Source organism: Streptomyces sp. NPDC001920 (genome assembly GCF_053594495.1).
Map to the genome: position 1 here is coordinate 92,317 of NZ_JBSFEP010000023.1, position 15,152 is coordinate 107,468.

Sequence of the window (15,152 nt, forward strand, 5' to 3'; positions counted from 1 at the left end):
GCCATCCGTGCGAATCTTCCACTCCGTCTTATTTCTTCCCAAAAGTAGCTCAGCCGAGTGCGGATGCCGCCCCCTGGAACACCAATCCGACCCCGAGGAGGACGACGAGGAGCGCCGATCCCAGCGGTGCTGTCCTGCGCAGGAAGGTGGTGACCGGGTGTGCGGTCCAGCGGGGGCGCCGGTCCATGAGCCGGGTGACGCCCGTACCCAGTTTGACGACGGCGAAGCCGGCCGCGGTCAGCGTCAGCGCGAGCCCGACGCCGTAGGCCACGACGAGCAGCAGCCCGAACCACGCCTTGCCGAGCGCCGCGGCGCCGACGAGCACGACGACCGCGGAAGGGCTGGGCACCAGGCCACCGGCGAAGCCGAGGAGGATCGTGCCGCGGAGGGTGGGAGCGGTGGAGTGCGTGTGGGTGAAGCCGCCGTGGGTGTGGGTCAAAAGGCCGTGGGAGTGGGAGTGGGAGTGGGGGTGCGGGTGGGGGTGCGGGTGGGCGGGCTCGGAGGTGCTGTCGGGGGCGTGGCTGTGGCCGTGCTCGTGCCGGGGGCCGGGTGCGGGGACGGGGGCCTTTGACGCGGTGTGCGCGTGCGCGGTGACCAGGACCGGTTCCCGCTGGGGAGCGTGCTCGTGGCTGTGACCGTGGTCGTGGTCGTGGTTGTGCTCGTGCGCGTGGGTGTGGTCGGCGTGATGGTGCGGGTGGCCGTCCGGGCCGTCGTGCGTGTGTGAGTGACCGTGACCGTGGGCGTGCGCGTGCCCGTGTCCGCGGATGTGCCACGCCCGGCGCACCAACGTCACCCCCGCCAGTGCCACCAGGACACCGCTCGCGATGCCCAGCCAGGTGATGACCGACGGTGCCGCCGCCGAGCCGGCCGTGATCAGGACGCCCAGGGCGACCACGCCCAGGGTGTGGGTGACGGTCACCGAGGCGGCGAGGGGCAGGACGTCCTTGAGGCGGGCCTGGCCGCCGCGTGCGGTCGCGACCGCGGCCATGATCGTCTTGCCGTGGCCCGGGGCCAGCGCGTGCATGGCACCGAGGAAGACCGCGATGACCAGGGCGAGGGCGGCGAAGCCGGCGGTGAGGTCCTGGCGGGAGACCAGGTCGTCCAGGGCCCGAGTCCAGCGGTCGGCGCCACGCGGCAGAACGGAACTGCCCGGCGCGGCCGGTTCCTCGTCGGCGAGGGCGGGTCCTCCCGGGCGCACCCGCAGGGACGCGCTCCTGGTGTCGGCGGGGGAGGACAGCAACTCCTCCGGATACTCCGTCAGTTCGCCGGAGAGCGACTCCTTCGGCACGTCCGAGCCGGCCAGCGTCATCCGGTCGCCGCGCGCCGTGATCTCCCGCCAGCCGGGGCCCGCCTCGGCGCCAGCACCCCGGAAACCTACGGCGACCGCGGCCTTCTCGGGGAGCGGCGCCGTCAGCCGGCACTCCACCCGCAGGGTGTCCAGCCCCGCCTGACCGGGCCGCACGCGCGCGTGGCTGCCGTTCAGCGCCAGATCGACCGTACGGCCGTCCACGGTGACCTCACTGCCCCGCGCGGCCTCCTCGCACCGCTGCCGGGCCCAGCCCGCCATGCCCGCCTTCTCGATGTCCGGCTTCGCCTGGGTCGCCGGGATCTCGGCGAGGTCCTCGACATGGTGGACGCGCAGTTCGCCGGGGGCGGCGACCAGGCCGTCGTAGCGGTTGACGGTGAAGTTGCCGAGGGGGTGCGCGCTCGCGGCGGGGGCGGCGAACAGCGCGAGCGCGCAGGTCGTCGTGAGGACGGCCGCGGCCGAGGCGAGCAGTCGACGGGGGGTCACTCGGCGGCCTCCAGAGCCTTCAGGGCCGTACGGGCCTCTCGGGCGCCCGGCGCCGAGAAGCCGGGGTTCAGCTTCAGTGCGGCCCGCAGATGCTCACGGGCCTGCTCGGTGTTGCCGTTGGCGCGCTCGATGATCCCGCGGTGGTAGCGGAACGCGGCGTTGCGGTAACCGGTGGCCGTGGCCTTGCGGGCGTACCCGAGCGCTTCCTCGTCCTTGCCGTTGACGTGCAGCGCCCAGGCGAGCGCGTCCGCGGTGTGCACGGTGTGGCGGCGGTTCCACTCGGCGCGGGCGGCGCGCAGCGCGGCGGCCCTGTCGCCGTGGTCGGCTGCGGCGAGGGCGGTGTCGAGGTCGGCGTTGACGCCGTTGGCGCGGGCCAGGGCCGTCCAGGCGTCCACGAGGGCGTACTGGTCGTCGGCCTTGGCCTTGTCGCCCGTCGCCTCGTACAGCTCGCCGAGTTCGACGAGCGGGCCCGGGAGGGGGGAGCGGGAGACGACGTCCTTCAGGCCCTCGATCGCCGCGGCCCTGTCGCCGTTCGCCGCCTGGGCGCGGGCGCGGCCTTCGAGGGCGGGGACGTAGTCGTCGTCCGCGGCGAGGGCGCGGGCGTAGTGCGTGAGGGCCCTCTCGTGGTCGCCCTGGTTCCAGGCGAGCTGGCCGAGCTGGGTGGCGACGTAGGCGATGTCGCCGGGGGAGGCGGCCGAGGAGAGGGCCTGCTCCAGGACGCGGCGGGCCGTGTCCACGTCGCCGCGCAGTTCGCGCACGTACGCGTAGCGCGTGAAGACCGGGATGCCGGGCCGGCGCTCGTCGGCCGTGTCGGCGGCCTCGGCGGCGTCGGCGTAGCGGCCGAGTTCGACCAGGGCGTCGACGCGCGTGCACAGGGCGCGCTCGCTGTAGGGGTTCTGCTTCAGGGCCTGGTCGGCGTGGTTCAGGGCGTCCTCGAAGTCGTGCCGTGCGGCGGCGAGGGCGGCGCGGCCGGCCAGGGCCTGGTCGTTGCCGGGCTTCAGGTCGAGGGAGCGCTCGAAAGCCCGCTCGGCCTGGGGGTAGCGGGAGGGGTCGCCCTTGGTGCGGGCCTGTTCCACGTACCCGAGGCCGAGGGTGGCCCAGCCGGTGAAGTCCTTCGGCTGGTCGCGCAGGTGGGCCTGGAGGGAGGTGATGCCGGTGTCGAGGTCGGCGGTCGCGAGGAGGCCGGGGGACACGGCGGCGGAGGCGGGGGCGATGCGCCGGCCGTCGTCGTCGCGGGCCGCGCCGATCGCCACGGAGCCGGCGGTGAAGGCGAGGGCGAGGAGGGCGGCGCACCCCGCGAGGTGGAGAGCGCGGCGGCGGCCGGCCGCGGCGGTACGGCGTACGGCGGCGACCCGGCGGGCCTCCTCGCCCCCGACGGCACGGGCCGGCGCCGAGAGCGCGGGACCCTTCTCCCGCTCGCCGTCGGACGCCCGCTCGTGGTCCTTCCGGTCCCGCGCCGCCCTGACCCGCCGCACCGCTGCGACGCGCTCGTCGGCCCCCTCGCCGGTCCCGGGCAGCGCGGGGCCCCCTTGCGAGGCCGTCAGGTCGGCGACGTCGTGGATGTCGTCGTCCCGCTCGGGCTCGTTGTCGTTCGTGCGCGGGGCCATGCCCTCTCCTCGGTCACCTTGCTGTGGACGGGACGTTGTCGCGTGGGGCGGCGCGGCCCGCGCCGTGGGGGGTCGAGTCCTCGCGGGCCGCGCCGGTCGCAGGGCCGGCTAGTAAGCCCGGTTCCGCGTACGGCGCCACCAGGCCAGGGCCGCGCCGATCAGCAGGACGCCCAGCGCTCCCGCGCCCGCCGAGGCGGCGATCAGGGTCGTGTCCTCGGTGCCGGAGGCACCCGCGGGCTGCAGTGCGTCGCCGAGCTGGCTGCGGACGTCCGTCGAGCCGTCCGTGCCCTTGGCGAGCGGGCCGCGCGAACCCTCGGTCGGCAGGGCGACGTACGGGAAGGCCTTCTCGAACTCCTTGTCGTTCTTGTCGACCGCGTCACCCAGGTCGTTCTTGGCGCCCAGCAGTTCACCCTCGACGACCTGGAGCGAGGCGTCGATCACGTCGTCGGTGAGGCGGCGGCCGTTCGGGAAGCCCGCGGTGTCGCCGTCGAGGACGCCGAGCCGCTTGGGCTCAGCGGCCGGTTTGATCGAGGTGTTCAGGCGGAGCATCTCCGACGGTGTGACGTGCGGCGGCTGGTTGAGGTCCTTCACGCCCTTGAGGAAGACGTCGACCAGGTCGTTGCGCGGCTCGGCCGGGGCCGGGATCTTGTAGATGGCCTCGATGAGCTTCGGCAGCTCCGGGTTGGTGACGTTCTTCAGGAACTGCGCGTCGTCCACGGGCAAGGAGGCGTTGAACTTGTCCTTGTCCTTCAGCGGGTTGACGACCTCGTTCACCAGCGGGTTGCCCAGGCGCGAGACCTGCTGGAAGCGGCCCTTGGCGTTCTTGCGCCGGGTCGTCGACCAGATGCCGACCACCGGCTGCTCCGCCGACTCGGCGATCATGTGGTTCGGGACCTGGAGGGCTATGGAGTTGACGTTGTAGCCCTTGAGCGTGTCGTTGCCGACCTCGGAGAGGTTCCCGCCGTACAGCAGGTCGAAGACGCGCAGGTCCAGGAAGAACGGGTCGTCGGCCTGCCCGGCGAACGCGGTGGCGTCGCCCGCGAGCTTGTGCACGGCCTGTTCGCGCAGCTTGGCGTAGTCCGGCATGGACGCCTTGCCGACGTTCGACGGTGCCACCGGCACATCGTTGGCGACCTTCGTCCTGGAGACCGGGTACTGGTTCTTGAGCTTGATCAGCTCGATGTCGTACGTCTGCGTGATGTTGAGGTCCGGGTCGTCCAGACTCTCGACCGGGCCCGTGTTGTACAGGAACGTCTTCTTGTTCTTGACGTGCGTGTCGAACGTGAAGCGGTAGAGCAGGTCGCCCTGCGCGTCACCGTTGTTGTCGATGTTGATGTCGTACTGGGCGTCCTCGGCGAACGTGAAGAAGTTCGGTCCGCCGGCCGGCTCCTCGAACGGGATCCAGTTCGCGATGATCGTCGTCGTGTCCGGCTTGTCCGGACTGACGAACGCGTACACGTCCGTGTTGTCGTACTGCGGAGTCCCCGAGATCAGCGGGGCCTCCCGGTGGCTGGAGGCGGAGGCCGCCCCCGGTTCCAGCGCGGTCACGCCGGCGGCTGCGAGCCCCCCGGCGGCCAGCGCACCACAGATGAGGGTCGCGATGCCCCTGCGTCCCGCACCGCTCCTGGAATTAGGTGTCATGCCGTCCGTCCTCAGTGCCAACTTGCCTGACGCATCCCATTCGGAGCCGTCGCCAGGGTGGATTGGTCGAATCCCAAGCGTTCTTACGGTTGAAGTGAAAAGTTGTTTCATCGTCGGGGGACCCGCGTTTTCGGGCCGCTGATCCGTAACCCCATCCGGAGGTGCGTGCGTTGCGAAGACCTCGTGGGACGGGACGGCCGAGATGCGGTCTTGCTGGAGGGGGAGACGAGTTGGAGGCGGACGAGTTGCTGGTGCTCGTGGCGGGCGGTGACCAGAACGCCTTCGAGCAGCTGTACGGGCTGGTGTCCGGGCCGGTGTACGGGCTCGTACGGCGCGTGCTGCGCGACCCCGCGCAGTCCGAGGAGGTGGCCCAGGAGGTGCTCCTCGAACTGTGGCGGTCCGCCGCGAAGTTCGACCCCGGGCGGGGCAGCGCGCTGTCCTGGGTCCTCACCCTCGCCCATCGCCGCGCCGTCGACCGGGTGCGCAGCGCCCGCGCGGCCGGAGAGCGGGAGCAGCGCGAGGCGCTCCGCGCGAACCATCCGGCCTTCGACCATGTCGCCGAGGAGGTCGAGGCGGGTCTGGAACGTGAGTGGGTGCGCCGCTGCCTCGACCGGCTCACCGCGCTGCAGCGCCAGTCGGTCACCCTCGCCTACTACGACGGCTACACGTACCGTGAAGTGGCCGAGCGGCTCTCCCTGCCGCTGGGCACGGTCAAGACCCGTATGCGCGACGGACTCACCCAGCTGCGCAAATGCCTGGGAGGTGTCGCGTGAGCTTCGTCGGCCGTCTGCTGCGGCGCGAGGACCTGCACTCGCTCGCCGCCCCCTACGCCCTCGACGCCCTGGAAGGCGGCGAGCGGCTCCGATTCGAGAAGCATCTGAAGGCCTGCGACAGCTGCGCCGCCGAGGTGCGGGCCCTGTCCGAGGACGCCGTGCGCCTCGCCTGGTCGGCGGCCGCCCCGGCGCCGGCCGCGATGCGCGACCGGGTCCTGGCCGCCGTACGGACCACTCCGCAGGAGCCCGCCGGGCGGGAGCAGGCACGCGCGCGTGCCACTCAGTTGCCGCCCCATGTGTGGGGAACCCAGCCGCCGCCGCGCACCCGCGTGGCCAGGTCGCGCCCGCTGCTCGTGCCGTTCGCCACGGTCACGGCCGCCGCGGCCCTCGTCGTGGCCTCCCTGTTCGCCGTCCAGGCCGAGCGGACCCAGGACCGGCTCGACGCCCAGCAGGCTCGGGCGAGTGAGATCGCTAACGTTCTGGCGGCTCCCGACGCCCGGGCGACCTCCGGTAAGGACGCGCGCGGGCGGACGATCGGAGTGGTTGCTTCCGCATCGGAGGGGCGGGCGATCGTCACTCTGCGCGGATACAGCGAGTTGCCGAGCGGCCGGGTCCACCAGCTCTGGCTGATGCGCCCGGACGCACAACCGCGCTCCCTCGGGCTCTTCGACGGCGACACGCCCCTCGTCGCGTCCGATCTCGACAAGTCGGCGACGTCACTGGCTGTGACGGTCGAGCCGGACGGTGGCTCGCCGCAGCCCACCAGCCAGCCGCTTGTCCAACTCGCCCTGAAATCGGTTGGATTCGGAGAGTGACGGCGGACGGGTTGTCAACACCCTTACGGGGAAGGTGAATCCTGTGACCGCGATACACGCGTGCCCCGCCGGGGCGATAGGGTTAACCTGCCCGGGCCGGGTGGACTCGTACGGGTGGGGAGTGACATGGAACAGATAACAGTGCGCAGCAGGGCCAGGGTCCCTGCAATCACGTGCGGGAGCAGCGCGACCAGTTCGCGCCTCGACCGCCACCTCTCGGTGCTGGCGGGTCCCGCGGTGCCCCCGACGGAGGCGGCCGAGGCGACCTCGCTGATGCGTGAACTGACCACTCGTGACACCAAGCACGCGGGCAGCGACCGTGGTGCACGGGTCCGCCGCGTCTCGCTCTTCGCCCCGCTGCGTCGCCTGCGCCGTTCGCTCTTCGGCGGACGCTGAGTCGCACCGGCGTTCCTCGAACGACTTCGAGGGCCCGCGTTCGGCGGTCACTTCCGGCCCGGCGCCCATCGCGCTGTCGCCGTCCGTCATCCCCACGGCGGGCAGTGGCGTCCCGGAGTGCCGTCCGAGCGCGGGCACGTCCCTCAACTCCTCCCCGATCCCGCTCATCGGCCGCGACCCGCGCACAACGCCTGCACCGTGCACGGCCGTTCGCCGTCCGGTCGACATCCCCCGGCGACCGTGCACGGTGACGCACTCACCTGCTGTTCACCGCTCCCCGCGCGCGTACCGGCGTACGGCGAGCGGTGTGAACACCGCGAGCAGTACCGCACACCACACCAGTGACCCGGCGACCGGGTGGGCGACCGGCCAGGCGGCGCCGTCCGGTACGGGCGCGTTGCCGAACAGGTCCCGCAGGGCCGTGGTCAGCGCGCTGATCGGATTCCACTCCGCGAGGGTGCGCAGCCAGCTCGGCAGACCGTCGGTCGGGATGTAGGCGTTGGACAGCAGCGGCAGCACGAAGGTCGCCCCGCCCAGCTGGCCGGCGGCCTCCTCGTTGCGGGTGAGCAGGCCGAGGAAGATCCCCACCCAGGTCGTCGCGAACCGGAACAGCAGCAACAGCCCCAGGGCGCCCGCCGCTTCGAGTGCGGACCCCTCGATCCGCCATCCCACCGCGAGCCCCACCAGCAGGAACGGCACCGTCCCCGCGGCCGTCACGACCAGGTCGGCGGCCGCCTGCCCGAGCGGTACGGCGGCCCGGCTCATCGGGAGTGTCCGCAAGCGGTCCGTCACGCCCCGGTGCATGTCCTGGGCGGCCTGGAACATGCCCGTCATGAGGCCGTTCGCCGCCGTCGCCACCAGCAGCCCGGGCACCAGGAAGGACCGGTACCGGGCGCCGGGCATCGCCAGAGCGCTGCCGAAGACGTAGCCGAAGAACAGCAGCATGGTGATCGGCATCGTCTGGGTCAGGATCAACAGCCCCGGGTTGTTGCGGAGCCGCCGCAGCTGCCGGCCCAGCATCGCGCCGCCGTCGAACGCCACCGTGCTCATGCCGCACGCTCCTCGGTCAGTCGCAGGAACACATCGTCGAGCGTGGGAGGTCTGAGACTCGCGTCGAGCAACGGCACACCCGCCGCGTCCAGTTCGCGCACCAGCCGCGGGAGCGTGAGGCCGGCGTCCCGGGTGACCGCGCCGACGGCCCGCCGCTCCTGGTCGAAGTGCGGTTCGCAGCCGGTGAGTTGATCCAGGACGGCCGCCGCCTTCGCCATGACGTCGGTGTCGGCGACGACGACCTCGACGTGTGCGCCGATGGCCGCCTTGAACTGCGCCGGCGAACCGGAGTGGGCCACCCGCCCGCGGTCCACCAGTGCGATGTCGTCGGCGAGTTGGTCGGCCTCCTCCAGGTACTGCGTGGTGAGCAGCACGGTCGTGCCGTCGGCGGTCAGCTCCCGTACGGCGTCCCAGATCCGGTTGCGGCTCGCGGGGTCGAGCCCGGTGGTGGGTTCGTCCAGGAACAGCACCTCGGGCCGGCGGACGAGGCTCGCCGCCAGGTCCAGCCGCCGCCGCATCCCGCCCGAGTACGTGGACGCCGGCCGGTCGGCCGCTTCGGTCAGCTCGAAGCGCTCCAGCAGCTCGTCGGCCCGCTCGGCCGGCCCGCGCACCCGGTGCAGCCGAGCGAACAGCCGCAGGTTCTGCCGGCCGGTGAGATCGCCGTCGACCGAGGCGTCCTGGCCGGTGACGCCGATCCGGCTCCGCACGGCGGCCGGCTCCCGGAGCAGGTCGTGCCCGGCCACCCGGGCCGAACCGCCGTCCGGGCGCAGGAGCGTGGTCAGCAGGCGTACGGCCGTGGTCTTGCCCGCGCCGTTCGGTCCGAGAACACCGCAGACGGTGCCCTGCGCGACGGCGAGATCCAGCCCGCGCAGGGCGTGCACCTCTCCGAACCGCTTCTCCAGACCTTCACTAAGTACAGCGTACGTAGAAGTCATGGGTCGACCATAGCGCACTACGTACGGTGTACGTAACTAGGATGGTGGGCGAGGTGATGATCGATGGCGGGCAAGGCGGCCGAACCCGAGGTGATCTGGGCGCGACCCGAGCGGACCGGGCGAGGGCCCAGGCCCGCGTTCACACGTGCGGACATCGCGGCCGCCGCGGTGCGGATCGCCGACGCCGGCGGGCTGGACGCCGTGTCCATGCGGCATGTCGCGGCCGAGCTGGGCTGCGGGACGATGTCGCTGTACAACTACGTCCCCCGCAAGGAGGACCTGTACGAGCTGATGATCGACGCGATCGGCGCCGAGCACGAGATTCAGGAGCCCACGGGTGACTGGCGTGCCGACATGATCCGCAACGCGCTGGAGACCCGCGCGATCATGCACCGGCACACCTGGGTGCCGCGTCTGATGTCAGGGGTGTACGGCTTCAGTCCCAACACGCTGCGGTATCTGGAGCACTGCCTGGCCTGCCTCGACCCGCTCGACGTTCCCTACAGCGTGAAGATGGAGCTGGTGGCGCTGCTCAACGGCGTCGTCACCACGTACACGGCGAACGAGATCGCCACCGCCGAGCGGACCCGCTCGGTGCCCTGGTCCGCCGAGGAGGAGAACGCGGTCCGCATGGCCTACCTCGGCGGCCAGGTCGCCACCGGCAGGTATCCGCGCCTGGCCGCGTCGTTCATGGAGCACAGCGGTCCCATCGATCTGGAGGCGGTGTTCCGGCGGGCGCTCGAACGGGTGCTGGACGCCTTCGACCCCGCCTCCTAGATCAGCGCGAGTTGTCCCTCGGGCCCCTCCTCGTGCCCGTCCAGCACCGTCGCCGGTCCGCGGGCCGACCCGGGGACCGGCAGGACGCCGGCCTTGCGGAGCTCGGCCGCCGTGACGGTGGACGACAACTCGAGGCCGGCTGCCGGGAGTTCCGCGAGCAGGGCCAGCACCGTGATCAGCTCCAGCAGTTCCGACGTCCACGCCTGCGGCCAGGTCGCCGGGCGGATCGCCGCCAGGGTGCCCGGCTCGGGTTCCATGACACGGGCGGTGAACCACTGCTCCAGGACGTTCACGCCGGCCACCTCGTAGTCCCATGCCTGCGGGGGGACCGGCGAGATGCGGCCCTCGTCGAGCAGCAGGGCTTCCCCGTCGCGGTCGTACGCAAGCGTCAGCGGACGGGAGGGGAGCGGCGCGCGGACGTACGGGCGGCGGCCACCGGGCAGCTTCGGCCGCTCCCCGTCGCGGCGCATCAGCCACAGGGCGCGCCGGCCCGACGCCACGCCGCGGGCCCAGATCCCGGGGTCGTCGGTGAGGGGGACGGTGAGGTCCGGGCGTACGGCCGCCAGCGTCCAGGCGAGGACGTCCAGCGGCTCGACCGGTTCGTCCAGCCGGTCCCGGAGGTGGTCCAGGAGGCCCGGCGCCAGGTTGGGTTCCGCACCGCCAGGCCTGCGGTACAGCGGGCGGACGCGGCCGGGGCGGACCAGCGGGAGCAGCGAGGTCGCCAGCAGGCGGGACTGCGGTGTCTCCAGGACGAAGACCTGGTGCTCGTCCGCCACCCGCCACAGCTCGGGGCGGGCCGCGTCGATCAGGCGGTGGTCCGGGATCAGCCACTGTTCGTCGAAGGGGGCGTGCAGGACGCGTACCGGCTCGGGGCAGGGGCCCGAAGCGCGTACCAGCTTCTCCGTGCCGGTGGACTGGCCGGGCAGCCGGCCGACCGCCGAGTGCAGGGTGCGAGAGCGCGTCGGCTCCAGCAGGGCCTCCCGGTCCGGGCCCTCGGCCTTCACGAAGGCGTCCCAGCGGGCCTTCAGGGACGCCGCGTCGGGGCCCGCCGGCCACCCCCGGCCGAGCCGCGGCGGTGCGACGGACCACGGCATGAGGTCCGCCAGCGGCGGAGCGTCGTCGTGCGTCACGCTGGGCATCGTACGGCCTGAGGGCGACACCGGGGTCAGGAGGCGTCCAGGGTCACCGTGAAGGAGAAGCGGTCGCCCCGGTAGTGGATGACCACCGCGTCCAGCACCTGGCCGTCCCTGTCGTACGTCACGCCCGTGTAGTGCAGGATCGGGCTCAGCAGCGGGACTTGGAGCAGCCGTGCCGTCTCCGGGTCCGCCAGGCGGGCCTGCACGGTGTCCGTGATGCGGCCGATGTCCGCACCGACGACGTCCCGCAGCACCTTGGTCATCGGCCAGCGGACCAGGTCGTCCAGGTCGATGCGCGCGGCCAGTTCGGGGCGGACGTAGTTGCGGGCGTGGTTGGTCGGCTCGCCCGTCTTCTCGTCGGCACGCAGGCGGTGGTACGTCGCCAGCTCGTCGACGTCCGGGAAGTACTCGATGAGTTCGGCGGGCACCGGCACCTTGCCGTGGTCCAGCAGCTCGGTGGCCATGCCGGACTGCTGGGCCACGATCGCGTCCACCGAGCCGAGCAGCCGCACCGGGGTGCCCCGGCGGGCGTCCGGCTCGATGAACGTGCCGCGTCTGCGGTGGCGGGTGATCAGGCCCTCGTCCTCCAACTCCTTCAGCGCCTGCCGCATGGTCAGCACACTCACGCCGTAGTGCCCGGCCAACTGCTCCTCGGTGGGCAGCCGCAGCGGGTCCTGGGGCGAGCGGCCGAGGATCGAGGCGCGCAGCGACTGCGACACCTGGTACCAGAGCGGCAGCTTGCGGTTCAGGACGATCGAGTCCGGGGCGAAGGAGGTCACGGGCCATCCGTACCGGTCGGGAATGTTCAGTGCAAGGGGCGGAAGTGCCGCTCCATGCCCTGCCACACGTCGTCGTAGCGCTGTTGCAGGTGTTCGGCACCGGCAGCCTGCGGGGTGAGCGTCACCGGCCAGCGGGTCTCGAACATGAACGCCAGACCGTCGTCGATCCTCTGCGGCTTCAGCTCGGCGGCGCTCGCCTTGTCGAAGGTCTCACGGTCGGGGCCGTGCGCCGACATCATGTTGTGCAGTGAGCCGCCGCCCGGCACGAAGCCCTCCGCCTTCGCGTCGTAGGCGCCTTCGACGAGCCCCATGTACTCGCTCATCACGTTCCGGTGGAAGTACGGCGGCCGGAAGGTGTCCTCGCCCACCAGCCAGCGCGGCGCGAAGACCACGAAGTCGACGCCGGCCAGGCCCGGGGTGTCCGACGGGGACGTCAGCACCGTGAAGATCGACGGGTCGGGGTGGTCGTAGGAGATGGTGCCGATCACATTGAAACGGCGCAGGTCGTAGACGTATGGCACATGGTTGCCGTGCCAGGCCACCACGTCGAGCGGCGAATGGTCGTACGTGGCGGTCCAGAGGTTCCCGCAGAACTTGTTCACCACCTCCACGGGGCCCTCGACGTCCTCGTACGCGGCGACCGGCGCCATGAAGTCCCGGGCGTTCGCGAGGCCGTTGGCGCCGATCGGGCCGAGGTCCGGGAGGACGAAGGGGGCTCCGTAGTTCTCGCACACATAGCCGCGCGCGGCAGGATCCAGTAGCTCCACACGGAAGCGCACCCCACGGGGGATCAGCGCCACATGTGCGGGCTCCACATGCAGCAGCCCGAACTCCGTGTGCAGCAGCAGCCCGCCGCGCTCGGGGACGATCAGCAGCTCGCCGTCGGCGTTGCTGAAGACGCGGTCCATCGAGGAGTTGGCGTGGTAGAGGTGCACGGCCATGCCGGAGCGCTGGGTGGCGTCCCCGTTGCCGCCCAGGGTCCACAGGCCGGCGAGGAAGTCGGTGCCCGGCGCGGGCTCTGGGAGGGGGTTCCAGCGCAGGCGGTTCGGGTCCGGCACGGTCTCGGTGAAGGGGGCCGTACGGATCGCGCCGTTGGCCGTGCGGGTGAACGCCGGGTGCGCGGCCGACGGGCGGATGCGGTACAGCCACGAGCGGCGGTTGTGGGCCCTCGGTTCGGTGAACGCCGTCCCGCTCAGCTGCTCGGCGTACAGCCCGAGCGGGGCGCGCTGTGGTGAGTTGCGGCCCTGGGGCAGGGCGCCCGGCACCGCCTCCGAGCTGTGCTCGTTGCCGAACCCGGAGAGGTAGGTCAGCCCTTCCGCGGTCTTCCGCGAGTCCCCGCTCATGATCGCTCCCTTGAGATCCGATTCCTATGTAACACCGTAGGATTGCGATTTCCCGCGCGCAAGAGATCGGTCGCATATCGTCTGGATGGAGGACGGGAACCAGACTCAAGGGGGATCCGGCTGTCGTAGGTGTGTTCTAGTCTCCCGGGCATGTCGTGGACCCGGACTCCTCTCGCCGCGCTCGCGGTCTGCGTCCTGCTGCTGACCGGAACCGTGGGCTGTGGCTCCGACGCCGCCCGGGACCAGGGCGGGCACCGCCTGTCGCCGTCCCCTGCGGGCAAGGTCCTCGACGACACCGACAGCCACGGACGCCACTACCGTGAGACGGCCGAGGGGCACGTGCCCGAGGTGGGCGTCGAGGTTCAACCCGGCCCGGACGGCGGCGGGGGAGAGTGGGACGTGCGGGTGACACTGCGCGACTTCCGTCTCTCGCCGGCCGGGGTGCAGCCCCGTGCCGTGGCGGGGCGCGGACTGGCGTACCTCTTCGTGGACGACCGTCTCGTGACCAGGCTGCGCACCTTCGAGCACCGCCTGCCCGCCGGCCTCGTCCCGCGCGGCACCCATCACGTCACCGTCCGTCTGTACGCCGACGACGGCACGGTGTGGGCGGTGGACGGCGAGCCCGTCGAGAGCACGGCCGACATCACGGCGTCGCAGGCCGGGACGGCCGTGACGCCGGCGCCCTCCGCCGAGGCGGGCAGCGCACCGGGCGCCCGGCCCCGTGCTGGGGGCCGAGGTTCACGGGTCCGGGTCGGAAAGGCATCATGAGGAGCGTGCCCCATCCCGCATCGCTACGCCGGGCGCCCGTCCAGCGGCGCAGCGCCGAACGGCTCACCAGGATCCTCGACGCCTGCGCCGACCTTCTCGACGAGGTCGGCTACGACGACCTGAGCACCCGGGCCGTCGCCCAGCGCGCCGGCGTCCCCATCGGCTCCGTCTACCGCTTCTTCGGCAACAAGCGCGAGATGGCCGACGCCCTCGCCCAGCGCAACCTCGAGCGCTACACCGCCCGTGTCGCCGAGCGTCTGAAGGAGGGCGGCGGCGGAGGCTGGCAGGTCGCGATGGACGCCGTGCTCGACGAGTACCTCGCCATGAAGCGCACCGCGCCCGGCTTCTCGCTCGTCGACTTCGGCAACCAGATCCCGGTCGGCACCCGCGGCGAACCCAACCACCGCGTCGCCGACCGCCTCACCGAGCTGCTCTCCGGGTATCTGGACCGTGAGCCGGACGACGATCTGCGCCGCACCTTCCTGATCGCCGTCGAGACCGCCGACACCCTGGTCCACCTCGCCTTCCGGATGGCCCCGGAGGGGGACGAGCGGATCATCGAGGAGGCCAGGCAGATGCTGCGGGCCTATCTGACGCGGGTGCTGGACTGAGGGCGCGCACCGAATCGGATCTCGACCCGCGGAGACGGTGACAAGGTTCCGGCGACGCCGCCGGCACGATTCACGCCGCTGCGGTCGGCCGTGCCCCGGATGGCTTCCAGGGCACGGTCCACCCTCCGTGCCAGAGGCAGGTCAGCCTCGGGCGGTCAGCAGGATGCGTCCACTGTGGTTGGAGTCGTTCACCTTCACGGTGACCTGGCTCTCGTAGACGTAGCCAGGTGTGACGTGCTTGGTGGGTGCGAAGCATCCCCGGGTGAAACCGGGGTTGAGGACCGTGTCCGCGCAGGTGGTGCTGCTGCCGAAGCCGGAGGCGATGGAGCCGCCGAGGCGGACGCCCTTGGGGCCGTTGTTCGTGACGACCAGGACGACCTGCGCGTCGCCCTGAGCGTTCATCACCACACACCCCTGGAAGCCCACGCCGGGATAAACGCCGTGCGTGACGGTCGGCTCGCACTTCCAGGTCGAGTTGGTGTTCACTTCCTTCCAGTTCGTAGCCGCGGATGCCGGGCTGAGCGTCATGGCAACAGCCGCAACAGCTCCCACGGCAAGCGTCGCCGCCCTGCTCACGTGACGAATGTTCATGTTCCCCTCCGTTTGTTCGTACCTCGTACTCGCACTGGTCAGGTGCCGGTACAGCCCGCCACGGATGACACATCCGTTCGGACCGGTTACGCATCCTAGGCACGGATGATCTTTTCGCTCACCTGGTTTACGGCTTGT

General features: G+C 71.7%; 15 protein-coding genes. 6 read left to right on the plus strand and 9 right to left on the minus strand.

What is annotated here, in order from left to right; all coding sequences use genetic code 11:
- Positions 1 to 49: 49 nt before the first annotated feature.
- The 3 genes from ACWCPI_RS32310 to ACWCPI_RS32320 form a co-directional block, all read right to left on the minus strand.
- A complete protein-coding gene (locus ACWCPI_RS32310) occupies positions 50 to 1,792 on the minus strand; it encodes a nickel transporter (RefSeq protein WP_451041497.1) in 1,743 nt (580 codons plus the stop codon).
- Entirely contained in the window at positions 1,789 to 3,399 is a 1,611-nt protein-coding gene (locus ACWCPI_RS32315; RefSeq protein WP_451041498.1) for a tetratricopeptide repeat protein, read from the minus strand. Before ACWCPI_RS32315 ends, ACWCPI_RS32310 begins: the two co-directional genes overlap by 4 nt.
- Positions 3,400 to 3,507: 108 nt before the next feature.
- The gene (locus ACWCPI_RS32320) at positions 3,508 to 5,040 is read right to left on the minus strand and encodes a DUF4331 domain-containing protein (RefSeq protein WP_451041499.1); all 1,533 of its coding nucleotides are present in this window, start codon (positions 5,038 to 5,040) and stop codon (positions 3,508 to 3,510) included.
- 230 nt (positions 5,041 to 5,270) lie between these two features.
- On the opposite strand from ACWCPI_RS32320, the gene ACWCPI_RS32325 reads away from it, so the two are divergent.
- The 3 genes from ACWCPI_RS32325 (at position 5,271) to ACWCPI_RS32335 (ending at position 7,024) form a co-directional block, all read left to right on the plus strand.
- Positions 5,271 to 5,813 (plus strand): sigma-70 family RNA polymerase sigma factor, encoded by a 543-nt coding sequence (locus tag ACWCPI_RS32325; RefSeq protein ID WP_451041500.1) that lies wholly within the window; start codon positions 5,271 to 5,273, stop codon positions 5,811 to 5,813.
- Positions 5,792 to 6,628, plus strand: a complete 837-nt coding sequence (locus tag ACWCPI_RS32330) for an anti-sigma factor (protein WP_451041501.1) — start codon at positions 5,792 to 5,794, stop codon at positions 6,626 to 6,628. Before ACWCPI_RS32325 ends, ACWCPI_RS32330 begins: the two co-directional genes overlap by 22 nt.
- Before the next feature lie 126 nt (positions 6,629 to 6,754).
- Positions 6,755 to 7,024, plus strand: coding sequence for a hypothetical protein (locus ACWCPI_RS32335; protein WP_451041502.1), 270 nt, complete (start codon positions 6,755 to 6,757; stop codon positions 7,022 to 7,024).
- A gap of 267 nt (positions 7,025 to 7,291) precedes the next feature.
- Here the strand turns inward: ACWCPI_RS32335 and ACWCPI_RS32340 are convergent, their stop codons facing one another.
- Both ACWCPI_RS32340 and ACWCPI_RS32345 read right to left on the minus strand, forming a co-directional pair.
- Positions 7,292 to 8,074, minus strand: a complete 783-nt coding sequence (locus tag ACWCPI_RS32340) for an ABC transporter permease (protein WP_451041503.1) — start codon at positions 8,072 to 8,074, stop codon at positions 7,292 to 7,294.
- Positions 8,071 to 9,009, minus strand: a complete 939-nt coding sequence (locus ACWCPI_RS32345) for an ATP-binding cassette domain-containing protein (RefSeq protein WP_451041504.1) — start codon at positions 9,007 to 9,009, stop codon at positions 8,071 to 8,073. Before ACWCPI_RS32345 ends, ACWCPI_RS32340 begins: the two co-directional genes overlap by 4 nt.
- 63 nt (positions 9,010 to 9,072) lie before the next feature.
- Between ACWCPI_RS32345 and ACWCPI_RS32350 the strand changes: the two genes are divergently transcribed.
- Positions 9,073 to 9,786, plus strand: a complete 714-nt coding sequence (locus ACWCPI_RS32350; protein ID WP_451041505.1) for a TetR/AcrR family transcriptional regulator — start codon at positions 9,073 to 9,075, stop codon at positions 9,784 to 9,786.
- Here ACWCPI_RS32350 and ACWCPI_RS32355 read toward each other — a convergent pair.
- The 3 genes from ACWCPI_RS32355 to hmgA are packed head-to-tail and all read right to left on the minus strand — an operon-like array spanning position 9,783 to position 13,044.
- Complete coding sequence (locus ACWCPI_RS32355) at positions 9,783 to 10,925, minus strand: type ISP restriction/modification enzyme (RefSeq protein ID WP_451041506.1); 1,143 nt, start codon at positions 10,923 to 10,925, stop codon at positions 9,783 to 9,785. The genes ACWCPI_RS32350 and ACWCPI_RS32355 overlap by 4 nt on opposite strands.
- A 26-nt stretch (positions 10,926 to 10,951) precedes the next feature.
- The gene (locus tag ACWCPI_RS32360) at positions 10,952 to 11,701 is read right to left on the minus strand and encodes a GntR family transcriptional regulator (RefSeq protein ID WP_451041507.1); all 750 of its coding nucleotides are present in this window, start codon (positions 11,699 to 11,701) and stop codon (positions 10,952 to 10,954) included.
- Positions 11,702 to 11,727: 26 nt separating this feature from the next.
- Positions 11,728 to 13,044: a homogentisate 1,2-dioxygenase gene (hmgA, locus tag ACWCPI_RS32365; RefSeq protein ID WP_451041508.1), complete on the minus strand. Its 1,317-nt coding sequence runs from the start codon at positions 13,042 to 13,044 to the stop codon at positions 11,728 to 11,730.
- Positions 13,045 to 13,194: 150 nt separating this feature from the next.
- On the opposite strand from hmgA, the gene ACWCPI_RS32370 reads away from it, so the two are divergent.
- Together ACWCPI_RS32370 and ACWCPI_RS32375 are read left to right on the plus strand one after the other, a co-directional pair.
- Positions 13,195 to 13,812 carry a hypothetical protein gene (locus ACWCPI_RS32370; RefSeq protein ID WP_451041509.1) on the plus strand — a complete coding sequence of 206 codons (618 nt, stop codon included), beginning with the start codon at positions 13,195 to 13,197 and terminating at the stop codon, positions 13,810 to 13,812.
- Positions 13,809 to 14,423 carry a TetR family transcriptional regulator gene (locus tag ACWCPI_RS32375; RefSeq protein ID WP_451041510.1) on the plus strand — a complete coding sequence of 205 codons (615 nt, stop codon included), beginning with the start codon at positions 13,809 to 13,811 and terminating at the stop codon, positions 14,421 to 14,423. Before ACWCPI_RS32370 ends, ACWCPI_RS32375 begins: the two co-directional genes overlap by 4 nt.
- Before the next feature lie 141 nt (positions 14,424 to 14,564).
- Here the strand turns inward: ACWCPI_RS32375 and ACWCPI_RS32380 are convergent, their stop codons facing one another.
- Positions 14,565 to 15,014 carry a hypothetical protein gene (locus tag ACWCPI_RS32380; RefSeq protein WP_451041511.1) on the minus strand — a complete coding sequence of 150 codons (450 nt, stop codon included), beginning with the start codon at positions 15,012 to 15,014 and terminating at the stop codon, positions 14,565 to 14,567.
- Positions 15,015 to 15,152 lie beyond the last annotated feature (138 nt).

Coding starts and splice junctions, on each gene's coding strand:
- ACWCPI_RS32315 (WP_451041498.1), bottom strand. CDS start 3,399: ATGGCCCCGCGCACGAACGACAACGAGCCCGAGCGGGACGACGACATC.
- ACWCPI_RS32320 (WP_451041499.1), bottom strand. CDS start 5,040: ATGACACCTAATTCCAGGAGCGGTGCGGGACGCAGGGGCATCGCGACC.
- ACWCPI_RS32330 (WP_451041501.1), top strand. CDS start 5,792: ATGCCTGGGAGGTGTCGCGTGAGCTTCGTCGGCCGTCTGCTGCGGCGC.
- ACWCPI_RS32335 (WP_451041502.1), top strand. CDS start 6,755: ATGGAACAGATAACAGTGCGCAGCAGGGCCAGGGTCCCTGCAATCACG.
- ACWCPI_RS32340 (WP_451041503.1), bottom strand. CDS start 8,074: ATGAGCACGGTGGCGTTCGACGGCGGCGCGATGCTGGGCCGGCAGCTG.
- ACWCPI_RS32345 (WP_451041504.1), bottom strand. CDS start 9,009: ATGACTTCTACGTACGCTGTACTTAGTGAAGGTCTGGAGAAGCGGTTC.
- ACWCPI_RS32350 (WP_451041505.1), top strand. CDS start 9,073: ATGGCGGGCAAGGCGGCCGAACCCGAGGTGATCTGGGCGCGACCCGAG.
- ACWCPI_RS32355 (WP_451041506.1), bottom strand. CDS start 10,925: ATGCCCAGCGTGACGCACGACGACGCTCCGCCGCTGGCGGACCTCATG.
- hmgA (WP_451041508.1), bottom strand. CDS start 13,044: ATGAGCGGGGACTCGCGGAAGACCGCGGAAGGGCTGACCTACCTCTCC.
- ACWCPI_RS32370 (WP_451041509.1), top strand. CDS start 13,195: ATGTCGTGGACCCGGACTCCTCTCGCCGCGCTCGCGGTCTGCGTCCTG.
- ACWCPI_RS32375 (WP_451041510.1), top strand. CDS start 13,809: ATGAGGAGCGTGCCCCATCCCGCATCGCTACGCCGGGCGCCCGTCCAG.
- ACWCPI_RS32380 (WP_451041511.1), bottom strand. CDS start 15,014: ATGAACATTCGTCACGTGAGCAGGGCGGCGACGCTTGCCGTGGGAGCT.